9 protein-coding genes are annotated in these 12,076 nt (G+C 41.4%); all 9 read left to right on the top strand.

Going from position 1 to position 12,076, the window contains the following annotated elements; genetic code table 11:
- The first annotated feature begins 52 nt into the window (after positions 1 to 52).
- The 9 genes from DW650_RS07765 to rpmE all read left to right on the top strand — a co-directional run bounded on the left by DW650_RS07765 (position 53) and on the right by rpmE (position 12,001).
- The gene (locus DW650_RS07765; RefSeq protein WP_243102894.1) at positions 53 to 1,168 is read left to right on the top strand and encodes a DUF4145 domain-containing protein; all 1,116 of its coding nucleotides are present in this window, start codon (positions 53 to 55) and stop codon (positions 1,166 to 1,168) included.
- Positions 1,169 to 1,254: 86 nt separating this feature from the next.
- A complete protein-coding gene (locus DW650_RS20015) occupies positions 1,255 to 1,602 on the top strand; it encodes a transposase (RefSeq protein ID WP_243102893.1) in 348 nt (115 codons plus the stop codon).
- On the top strand, positions 1,592 to 2,410 hold the full coding sequence (locus DW650_RS07760; RefSeq protein ID WP_243102892.1) for an IS3 family transposase: 819 nt from the start codon (positions 1,592 to 1,594) through the stop codon (positions 2,408 to 2,410). Before DW650_RS20015 ends, DW650_RS07760 begins: the two co-directional genes overlap by 11 nt.
- 115 nt (positions 2,411 to 2,525) lie before the next feature.
- On the top strand, positions 2,526 to 4,769 hold the full coding sequence (locus DW650_RS07755; RefSeq protein WP_118209540.1) for a type I restriction endonuclease subunit R: 2,244 nt from the start codon (positions 2,526 to 2,528) through the stop codon (positions 4,767 to 4,769).
- A gap of 47 nt (positions 4,770 to 4,816) precedes the next feature.
- Positions 4,817 to 7,573 (top strand): M64 family metallopeptidase, encoded by a 2,757-nt coding sequence (locus DW650_RS07750; RefSeq protein ID WP_243102891.1) that lies wholly within the window; start codon positions 4,817 to 4,819, stop codon positions 7,571 to 7,573.
- Between the two features lie 172 nt (positions 7,574 to 7,745).
- Complete coding sequence (locus tag DW650_RS07745; protein ID WP_118209539.1) at positions 7,746 to 8,750, top strand: helix-turn-helix domain-containing protein; 1,005 nt, start codon at positions 7,746 to 7,748, stop codon at positions 8,748 to 8,750.
- A gap of 51 nt (positions 8,751 to 8,801) precedes the next feature.
- Positions 8,802 to 9,731: a ketopantoate reductase family protein gene (locus tag DW650_RS07740; RefSeq protein ID WP_117919431.1), complete on the top strand. Its 930-nt coding sequence runs from the start codon at positions 8,802 to 8,804 to the stop codon at positions 9,729 to 9,731.
- Between the two features lie 402 nt (positions 9,732 to 10,133).
- Positions 10,134 to 11,639, top strand: a complete 1,506-nt coding sequence (rho, locus tag DW650_RS07730; protein WP_006859132.1) for a transcription termination factor Rho — start codon at positions 10,134 to 10,136, stop codon at positions 11,637 to 11,639.
- 158 nt (positions 11,640 to 11,797) lie between these two features.
- A complete protein-coding gene (rpmE, locus tag DW650_RS07725) occupies positions 11,798 to 12,001 on the top strand; it encodes a 50S ribosomal protein L31 (RefSeq protein ID WP_006859131.1) in 204 nt (67 codons plus the stop codon).
- Positions 12,002 to 12,076 lie beyond the last annotated feature (75 nt).

The raw sequence follows: 12,076 nt of genomic DNA, 5'->3' as shown, positions 1-12,076 counted from the left end.
TAAACGAAAAAGGACTTAATCACTATCCACACAAGAAAAAGGAGCATCAGCCATGGAAACTAATTTTGATTATCTTTTAGAAAAAGAAGAGTATTCCGATTTTGCAAAACAGGCGATAGAGGCAGAAAAGAGCATCAGCATATCGCCTGCGACATGTGCGATTCTCTCCAGAAGAGCGTTAGAACTCGCGGTTCGATTTGTGTTTTCCTATGATGCGGAACTGACACTTCCGTATCGGGATAATGTGTCGAGTCTGATCCATGAGCCTACATTTCGCAGCATCATTGAACCAAGACTGTTTCCGATGCTGAAATATACGATCCATCTTGGAAATGTCGCAGTCCATACGAACAGTAATATCAAAAGAGATGAGGCAGTCATAGCCCTGCGTGATCTGTTTGAATTTTGTGACTGGATTGATTATTCCTATTCGAAAGAATATACGGAACGTTTTTTTGATGAGTCTATACTGCCATCCGGGGATGAAAAAAGGGTAAAAGCGGAGGAGTTAAGACGTTTATATGAGAGTCTGTCCAGCAAAGATAAAAAATTAGAAGAAATTTGCAGGGAAAATGAGCAGCTGCGAAAACAGATGCAGGCACAGCGTACACTTCACAGCCAGACCAGAGAGTTCCATGTAGATGAGATCAGCGAGGCAGAGACGCGAAAGAGATATATCGATGTGGAATTACAGAGAGCAGGATGGATTATGGGACGGAATTGTACGGAGGAGGAACCGGTTACCGGTATGCCCAATGCCTCAGGAAATGGCTTTGTGGATTATGTTTTATGGGGAAAAGACCATTTGCCGTTGGCAGTGGTAGAGGCAAAAAAAGCATCGGCAGATCCAATCGTTGGAAGCCAGCAGGCAAAATTATATGCGGACTGTCTGCAGAATCAGTATAAGCAGCGTCCACTGATTTTTACCACAAATGGATTCGAAATTTTTTATACAAATGATAATGAGGGATATCCAAGGCGTGAGGTGTCCGGTTTCTTTACGCAGGAAGAATTACAGATTGAGATAGACAGAAGAAAGTTAAGAACTCCGTTAGAAAACATTGAAATTCGGGATGATATTACAAACCGTCCTTATCAGAAAGAAGCGGTAACAGCAGTCTGTGATGCAATTGCAAAAAAGCATCGGAAGATGCTGATCGTGCTATAATGGTCTCATAAATTAAGACACTTTTCAGGACAGATTTTAATGAATCTGATATACTAAAACCAGTATGAAAGAGAGGATTCATTATCATGTCCAGACAAAGAAGAAATTTTAGTGCAAAATTCAAATCAGACCTTGTGATCGAACTGTTAAAGGGTGAGAAGGATCTCAATACCCTGGCAGTTGAAAATAATATTCAGCCAAATCTGCTCCGAAATTGGAAGAAAGAGTTCCTCGATAATGCATCCGTTGTGTTTGATGACAAGCGTGAGGAAAAACTTAAAGAAAAGCTTGCCGAAGAGCGCAAGGAAAAATCGGAGTATGCCAAAAAGGTTGGTCAGTTAACCATGCAGGTCGACTGGCTCAAAAAAAAATCTAAAGAAATTTGCGGATCTGACTACGAGAGTAAATTTAGTCCAAAACCTTTTGACGACTAAGGAATTACCCATTTCTGTCGGAGCAAAGCTGCTTGATATCAACCGTACAAGCATTTACTACAAGGGGATGCCTGTATCAGAAGCCGAACTTGCCTGCAAAGAGATTATTGATCATCTTCATACCTATAACCCTGCATGGGGTGCAAGACAGATGTCCGCACAGCTGAAGGCACGTGGTTATCATGTCGGTCGACGCAAAACCAGACGTTACATGAATGAAATGGATATTTATCCGATTTATCCAAAGATGAACCTTTCCAAGCGGATGCAACAGGCGAAGGTGTGTCCTTATCTTCTTCGTAATGCTGTCATTGACAAGCCGAATCAGGCATGGTCAATTGACATTACATATATTCCAATCAAGCGTGGATTTCTGTACCTGACCGCTGTGATTGACTGGTACAGCCGCTGTATCGTTGGTTGGGAAGTAGATGACACACTTGATACCAGAATGGTTATCAACGCTCTTAAAAAAGCTTTCAGAGTGGCAAAACCACAGATTCTGAATTCTGATCAGGGATGCCAGTTTACAAGCCAGCAGTACATTGACTTTGTAAAGGAAAATGGAATCCGTCAAAGCATGGATGGAAAAAGCCGCTGGGCGGACAACATCATGATTGAGCGCTGGTTCCGCAGCTTCAAATATGAGGAAGCTTATCTGACACAGTACAACAACATCAGGGAAGCCAGAACCGCCATTGGACAGTATATCCACACCTACAACTTTGAGCGGAGACACTCCGCACTTGACTATCAGACACCGGCTGAATGCTACTATCCAGCAATGCTGCTGCCATATGTAGCTTAGCATAAATGGTTCAGGGGAGAGTTACACTATCCTACCCATGTTCCCTTGTAACTTATCCACAATATCAGTTCATTATAAAAATCTTAGATTTTTGTCTTGACAACTGAGCCACTATATGCAGGCTACCGGTTCGGGAAAAACCAGAGTCAGCATCAGCATTGTGGATGTGCTGCGGAAACATAATTATGTAAAAAATATTTTGTTTCTTGCAGACCGGACGGCGTTGGTAAAGCAGGCGAAAAACAGTTATACAAATTTACTGGATGATTTATCCTGCTGTAACCTGGTAGAAGGAAAAGATGATCCGGAAGCCTGCCGCATGATTTTTTCCACTTATCCTACTATGATGAATGCAATTGATGAGACGAAAAATAAATATGGAGATCGTCTGTTTACACCGGGATATTTTGACCTGATCATCTGTGACGAGGTGCACCGCAGTATTTACAAAAAGTACCAGGAAATTTTTGAATATTTTGATGCAATGCTTCTTGGCATGACAGCAACGCCGAAAAATGAAATTGATAAAAATACATACGGGGTATTTGATCTTGAACGCGGCGTTCCGACATTTGCTTATGAATTAGAAAAGGCGGTAGAAGAGGGATATCTGGTCACTTACTCGACACTGGAATACAAAACGAAGATCATGGAAGAAGGAATCCATTATAATGAGTTATCTGAGGAAGAGAAGGAGAAGTTTGAGGAAACTTTCAAAGATGACGAGACGGTGGAGGAGGATATTTCCAATACCGCAGTTAATACATGGCTCTTTAATGACGACACGATTGATTTGGTATTAAAAGAGCTGATGGAGAAAGGCTTAAAGATCGAAGGTGGGGATAAAATTGGAAAAACGATTATTTTTGCAAAAAACACTCCTCATGCGAAAAAGATTGTGGAGCGTTTTAACACGTTATTTCCGGAATATTGTGGAGATTTTATCAAACAGGTCGATTATAGCATCAAATATGCAGATACACTGATTGATGATTTTGGCACAAAAGAACGAATGCCGCAGATTGCAGTATCTGTGGATATGCTGGATACGGGAATTGATGTTCCGGAGATTTTAAACCTTGTATTTTTTAAAAAGGTGCGCAGTTATGCAAAGTTCTGGCAGATGATAGGAAGAGGAACGCGTTTATGCAAAGATCTGCTGGGCGAGGGAATTGATAAAGAGCGTTTTCTGATTTTCGACTTCTGTAATAATTTTGAATACTTTCGGGTGAATAAAAATGGTTCTGAGAATGGAATTCAGGAATCACTTTGTGAAAAAATATATAATGCAAAGGCACAGATATGCAGGGAACTGCAGGCATCACAGTATGTCATGGATGCGGATTATGCAGTGTACCGAAAAGAGCTGGTAATGGGGCTGAATCAGGCAGTGATAGAATTAAATGATGACAGCTTTGTGGTAAAAAGGCATCTCAGATATGTAGAGATGTTTCGGAAGCTGTCAAGCTGGAATCAGTTAGAGACGATTGAAATATCCGAGATTAAAGAACATATCGCACCGTTAATGAAACCCAAAAAAGAAAATGAACTTGCCCGGAGATTTGATTATCTGATTTACAGCATTGATCTGGGATTATTACAGAGCAAAAGCGTCCAGAAACCAATTCAAATTGTGATGACAACAGCCGAACAGCTCTCGAAAGTATATCGGCTTCCACAGGTCGCAGCAAAAAAAGAAATGATTGAAAAAGTTCAGGAGACAAATTTCTGGGATGATGTAACGGTTGTGGAATTAGACAAAGTGAGGGAGGCTTTGCGTGATCTGCTTCAATATCTGGAACATGCAGGAAGAAGAATTTATTATACCGATTTTACGGATGAGATTACAGATAGGAACGAAGGAGAACCTATCTATGCAAGCGTGGATCTGAAAAATTACCGGAAAAAAGTGGAGTTTTACCTTCGGGATCACAAGGGTAAAATTTCAGTATTTAAACTGAGACATAATAAAAGACTTACAGAGGCTGATTTAAAAGAGTTAGAAGAAATTCTCTGGAAAGAACTGGGAACAAAAGCAGATTATGAAAAAGAGTATGGAGATACACCAGTTGGACGTCTGGTACGGCAGATTGTAGGAGTTGACAGGGAAGCAGTCAATGAAGCATTTAGTGAATTCCTGACAGAAGAGCGTTTAAATGTAAATCAGATCCGGTTTGTAAGGCTGATCGTTGACTATATTGTTGCAAATGGAAATATTGATGACAACAGGGTACTGATGGACGAACCGTTCCGGTCGGCGGGTAGTATCACAGCTTTGTTTAAAGATGATATGGATTCGGCAAGAAAGATTATGAGCATTGTGGACAGCATCAAGCGCAATTCCGAGGAAACTGCGTAAAAAATCTGATAGCAAAGAGAAAACTTATTCAACAAAAGGTGAAGTACATGAAAAGAAAAACAAAACGAATACAAGCAGTATGTATCTATATGATGTTATTGTTACTGCTGCTTTTGCCACAAACAGTAATGGCAAAAAATACAGAAAAATCCAAAACCACATTTCCGGTTCAGGTAATTCATAAGACTGGTGATGATAAAGAAAACTTTGTGATCGTGATCATGGGAGATGGCTATACCGCCGGTCAGCAGGATCAGTTTTTGGAAGATGCCACTCAAAAGGCGCGTGGAATGCTGACATGGTCACCATATAGGGAATATTCTGACCGTATTAATATTTACGCTGTGCAGGCAGTTTCTAACGAGTCAGGCATTGGAGTGTATGGCGGCAAGAGTCCGGATACATATTTTCATGTCAAAGTATATGGAAAGGCAGCCGGATTTACCAATGGCGGGGATGAAAGGGCGAAAGCGTTAAGAACGGAACTGGAAGAAAATTATCTGGATGAAGGCGCAAATGTTGGAACGATTCATATACTTTGTAATGATACAGGAAGCTATGGTGCATCAGTAAATCCATTATTTTCTTTTTCTACAAATTCTGAGGATAATAGTGATGGAATGGTTATGGCTCACGAGACTGCCCATAGTATAGGCGGACTCGGCGATGAATATGAGAGATATACCAACAAACCAAATATGTCCGACACTACTGATCCGGAGAAAATCAAATGGAGCAAAATGTTAGGATTTCGCGGGATCGGAATCACGAATGCGGGAACGGATACCGCATTTGCGCCCAGTCGTGAATGTATGATGCGGTGGCTCGGACAGCCGTTTTGTGAGGTCTGCAAAATGGAACTGGCAAGAAAGCTGAATAACACGGATTATGTCAGTAAACCGGCGGCTCTTTATATCAGTGATCCTGAAGTTTCTATTCCTCATAACAAAACCGCGACACTTGACAGAGACAGTGAAAAATACAGAATTACCGAGTCTAATATCACAAAAGCCAATGATCATGATTTGGAATTTCGCACGGTTGTACAAAATATGGTGAATAAAGAACAGCATCTTAAGATGAGTTTTCGCATTATCGGCGCAGATGGAATAACGGTAAAATATAGTGCAGAAAAAGAATTTACCATCCAAGCCCTTACAAATTTCTATGACCCGGATGCTGCAAGAGAGTCTCTTTCCGTTGTACTTAATGATGTGTATGGTCTGACAAACGGTGACAGACTGGATGGAAAAATCGTGGACATGGATACACAGGAAGTTTTAGCGACAGATAAAACAGGTAATCAGGCATGGAGTACCGTCAACATTCATTACCGGTTAAAGAACGAAGACGGAACAGAAACAGATATTCCGAATACAAAAGCATCGATTGTCCATGTACCACGCAATTCTACATATACCTTAAGAAATCCTGAGTTATCCGGTTATGCCTGTGTGGGAAACAGTGTGGATCAGGATAAGATGACGATCACGGAAGACAGCATGGACATTGTTTATTATTATCAGGAGAACAATGATTCCTCCGGAGACGAAGATCAGGAGATAGCAGAGTGTACGACAAGACCGGTTACAGTGCCGTATGATTCAAACAGGCATACATTTGACATTAGACCAGGGGAGGGTGTGAATCTTCGATACAGTATGAAGGAGGACGGACCTTATACAATAGAAGAACTTCCGGCTTATACAGACGCAGGTAAATATACAATTTATTTTGAAGCATCTTCTGATTCTGCAAAATCCTGTTATGGGCAGGCATTTTTGAAAATTACAAAGGCTGTTACAGAACTAAAGCTTCTTGCAACGCCCGCAGGATCAGAGGGTGCTGGCAGCGTAACACTTAAAGTTATAAAACAGGGAATCAGCGCAGATGAACCGGTGGATATTACTTGCAATGATTCCAGCATTACACTGGTTAAGAAGGAAAATGATCAGTGGACGGTATCACTTCCGAACAAGACAAAGACGTATCTATTTACTGCCAGATATAACGGTAATGCAAACTATGCGGGGAGTAAAGCTGCCTGTCAGGTTACTGTGAAAGAAAAGAAGTCACAAACTGGGGGAGGGACATTGATTCCCCCGGAAAAACCGACACCAGAAGAACCAACCCCGGAGAAACCGGCACCAGAAGAACCGACCCCGGAGAAACCGGCACCGGAGAAACCAACACCAGAAAAACCGGCACCAGAGAAGCCGAATCCGGGAGAAACAGAAGTGGTTCCAAATGTAACACCTGTGCCAGAACTTGAAAGCAAGACAGATAAAACAATAAAGAATAAGACCGTCACAATAAAATGTAAATCCAGGAAAGGGAAAAAACAGGTTTTAAAACTTGATAAATCAACGATTAATTACCTTATCAAAAAAGAGGCAAAAGCACTGCAATTGGAATTTGGAAATGTTGCAGTTATCATGGACCGCAATGCCTTAAAAGAAATAAAAAAACAGATGAATTCAGATGTGTATTTTCATGTTAAGAAATTAGATAAACGCATTCTTTCTTCAAAGGCAGGTAAAATTGTCAAAAAACGTCCAATGTATGAAATTTCGGTTACAGGTGCAAAGAAAAAAACGTTAGGAAAATTGAAAAAGGGAAAGGTTACCGTAAAGATCCATTATAAGATTTCTAAGAAAGAAAAAAAGAAAGATCTTTTTGCGTACACCATCAACAAAAAAGGAAATGTCAAAAAGATTTCAAAATCTTATTATGATTCTAAGAAACAGACAGTGAACTTTACAACAAAGAGCTTTTCTAAATTTGCAGTGGGCGGTCGTTTGTGAGAGTGATAAAAAGTTCCTGGATCAAAAAATACAGGAAAATGCTTAAATTGCGGGAATTGCAACCATCAATTGACAGATTGACAGGCACATTTGGTAGCCTGCAACCGGTCAAAATGGGTATGATGGAGGCGTAACAAAGATCACATCATTGAAAAAGAAAAGAGGATGAGTTATGATTTTAGCTGAAAAAATTATGGAAGAGCGAAAAAAGAACGGATGGTCGCAGGAAGAACTAGCAGAGAAACTTTCCGTCTCCAGACAGGCGGTATCAAAATGGGAGAGTGCCCAGTCAATACCGGATCTGCAGAGGGTGATCCAGCTGTCAGAGATTTTTGGGGTGAGTACAGACTACCTTTTAAAAGATGAATGTGAGACACCGCAGCCCATTGAGGGAGTGGAACCTTCCGACAAAGATTTTCCATTAAAAAAGGTTTCGGTGGAAGATGCAAATGATTTTATGGAAGTCCGGAAGAAAAATGCACCGAAGATCGCAGCTGCAGTTGCAGCCTGTATCGTCAGTCCGTCAGTTCTGATATTTTTGGCAGGATTATCGGAGGCGCAGATTGGAAATATTTCCGAGGGTGTGGCTGCATCGGTTGGACTGGTATGCCTGCTTGGATTTGTGGCTGCAGCGGTATTTACATTTATTTTCTGCGGTATGCAGACAAAAAGATTCGAGTTTCTGGAAAACGAATGTTTTGAAACCGCCTATGGGGTAGAAGGGCTTGCAAAGGAAAAATTAAAAAATTATGAGGGAACCTTTACCAGAGGAATCGCCGTTGGCGTGGTGCTCTGCATCGTTGCGGCAATCCCGCTTTTGGTGGCAGCATGTATGGATGCATCGGATGCTGTATGTACCAGCTTTGTATCGCTGCTTTTAATTCTGGTAGCATGTGGCGTGTATATGATAATCCGTGTCGGTATAATAAAAGGAAGTTATGATATTCTTTTGCAGGAGGGAGATTATACTATTTCAGAAAAGAAACTGAAAAAGAAGTTAGATGCATTTAGCGGAGCGTACTGGTGTATTGCCACTGCAATTTATCTGGGATGGAGTTTCTGGACAATGCGTTGGGATTTTACATGGATCATCTGGCCGGTGGCAGGGGTACTTTTCGCTGCAGCATCAGGTATTTTCCGTGCGGTCATGCAAAATGAAAAGAAAAAAATAGAATGAAAACAGGCTAGTGTGAAAAATAAGATTTTTCACACGCAGGAATGGAGTAAAATGAAATATCAGTCAGTTGCAATACTTGGAGCAGGAGCAGTAGGTTCCTACATCATCTGGGGACTTACCCAAAAGAAAGATATTGATCTGTGTGTGGTTGCGTCAGGAGAACGCAGAGCACGTTATGAAAAAGAAGGATTTTTTATCAATGATAAAAGATACGATCCAGTCATAAAAACACCTGAGGAGGCACACGGCGTAGATCTTTTGATCGTAGCAATGAAATACAATGCACTCCGCCCGGCATTAAAGGATATCCGGACGGTGGTGGGAGAGAAAACAACCGTTATCAGCCTGATGAACGGCGTGGACAGTGAGGAGATCATCTCAGAGGTGATCTCTTCTGATAAAATCGTACATTCACTGATCAAAGTGGCATCGGAGAGAGATGGCAACCATGTAAAATTTGAGCCGGAGACAACGATCGGCATTATCTACGGGGAAGCAGATCTTAGCAGAGGGACAGAGAGAGTTGAAGCATTAAATGATCTTTTTGTGGATACAGGGCTTCATTACAGGGCAACTGATGTGATCCTTACGGAAATCTGGAGCAAATTCCGGCTCAATGTGCCAAATAATCAGGCGCAGGCTATGGTTGGCTGTGGCGTCGGAGCCTATAAAGACAGCGAACATATGGCATTTTTGCGGGACAGACTCAGGGAGGAAGTGGATCTGATCGCAAAGGCAAAAGGAATTGATTTTGACAAATCGGATACATCCTCAACCTTTGGCAGCAAAGTCATGGACCGCGCTAGATATTCCACGCTTCAGGATCTTGATGCAAAGCGTCACACAGAGGTAGATATGTTTGCCGGTGCAGTCGTTCGTATGGGGAGAGAGTTAGGCATTCCTACACCGTATAATGAGTTTACTTATCATATGATCAAAGCCTTAGAAGAAAAGAACGACGGGAAATTTGATTACAAATAAGAAAACAGAATGGGAATAAAGTCAAATTGCGGTGCAGTGCTGCATTTCTTACAGCTTTCATTTTGATGTCATCTGCCTGTGTAAATGGATTAATCTACAAGAAAGTGGTATTTGACAAAGCCGGTTTTACAGACACGCCGAAATCGATCGATGAGTTTCTGGGCATTAAAGGCAGATTTTACTGTTTCCGGTTATTACAGTGTATATTATTATATGTAGGAACAGGGATTTGAACATTTTCGTAGTATCTGCTTTTTTGCGATTAGGGAGAAAAATCAAGAATTAGGACTTCCTATTTAGAAAAAGATGTAGTATAATAGCCACATCGAAAAATTCAATTGTCACATCAGACATCATTTCCGCAGACGATTCCAACAGGTGAAAAAAGTAAGGAGTTTATGAATGAGAGAAAAATATGAGAGTTTATCATTAGTCGTTTTGCGTGATCTGGCAAAGGCACGGGGACTGAAGAATATTTCTTCCATGAAGAAGAGCGATTTGGTCAATCGTATGCTTGAAGAAGATGCACGCAAACAAAAAGAGACGGAGAGTATGCAGACGCAGGAAGAGCGCGGGGAGCGTGTGAAAGCAAAAGAGGGCACAGAGCGTTCGAAAGATCATGCACAGCCGAAAGAATATTCCAGAAAAAGGACGGAATATGTACCAAGGGAACGCGGAACAGATGCAGATCGTCAGACAAAAGAAAAGGCAGAAGAGCCGGTAGAAACACAGGAAAATCAGACGGCATCTGCAGCGGCAGATGATACCATGATGAGTCTTGACAGTGGAATTACGGCAAATGGTATTTTAGAGGTTATGCCGGATGGATACGGATTTATCCGCTGTGAGAATTATCTTCCGGGTGAGCATGATGTGTATGTTTCACCATCACAGATCCGAAAGTTTAATTTAAAAACGGGAGATATTGTCTGTGGTAATACAAGAATCAAGACACAGCAGGAAAAGTTTTCGGCACTTTTATATGTGACTACAATTAACGGCTATCACCCGAGTGTAGCCCAGAAGAGAAAAAGTTTTGAAGATCTGACACCGATTTTTCCGAATGAGAGGATACGTTTAGAACGCCCGGGATGCAGTGTTGCGATGCGTATTGTAGATCTTGTTTCCCCAATTGGTAAGGGACAGCGTGGTATGATCGTTTCCCAGCCTAAGGCAGGAAAAACAACACTTTTAAAAGAAATCGCCAAATCAGTAACATCAGGAAATCCGAATATGCACCTGATCATCCTTCTGATCGATGAGAGACCGGAGGAGGTTACAGATATCAAGGAAGCCATTGCGGGCGATAATGTTGAGGTAATTTACTCTACTTTTGATGAACTCCCGGAACATCACAAACGTGTATCGGAGATGGTGCTTGGCCGTGCAAAACGTCTGGTAGAGCACGGCAAAGATGTCATGATCCTTCTTGACAGTATCACAAGACTTGCAAGGGCATATAACCTTACGGTTCCACCAAGTGGACGTACCTTATCCGGAGGTCTTGATCCGGCGGCACTCCATATGCCAAAAAGATTCTTTGGTGCAGCGAGAAATATGCGTGAGGGAGGAAGCCTTACAATCCTTGCGACAGCGCTGGTTGATACCGGAAGCAAGATGGATGATGTTGTATTTGAGGAATTTAAGGGAACCGGTAACATGGAACTCGTGCTCGACAGAAAACTTTCGGAAAAGCGTGTATTTCCGGCAATCGATATCGTGAAATCGGGAACCAGAAGAGAAGATCTGCTGCTTGATTCCGAAGAACAGGAAGCAGTTGACATCATGCGAAAAGCAATCAATGGAATGCGCAAAGATGATGCCGTGGAGAATATTTTGAATATGTTTGCACGTACCAAAAATAATCGCGAATATATTAATATGGTAAAAAAGAACAGAATTATTTAAAAATATCTTGATTTTTTTGAAATCGTATGTTACACTGATTAAGCTGTTTATCGGGACTTTCCTTTGGAGTAAGTACCATATGCGGATCGGGCATACGGGTATAAAAGGATTGAACAGGCGAAACTAAATAACGATAAGAACATAAAGAGGTGAAAATCATGAGAGAAGGAATCCATCCAGATTATTATCAGGCAACAGTTACATGTAACTGCGGTAACACATTCGTAACAGGTTCTACAAAAGAGGATATCCACGTAGAAATTTGTTCCAAATGCCATCCGTTCTACACAGGACAGCAGAAATCTGCAAGAACTGACGGACGTATCGATAAGTTCAACAAGAAGTACGGCATTAACAAATAGTACGCAAGTGAACATGGTTAAAGATAAGGTTGAGGTTTATTTAATCTCAACCTTTTTTTAGAGCAGAGGATTAGT

This window comes from Roseburia sp. AM23-20 (assembly GCF_003470905.1).
Lineage (GTDB): Bacteria > Bacillota > Clostridia > Lachnospirales > Lachnospiraceae > Roseburia > Roseburia rectibacter.
The sequence above is the reverse complement of the archived record's forward strand: the minus strand, read 5'-3'. Positions and strand labels throughout refer to the sequence as shown.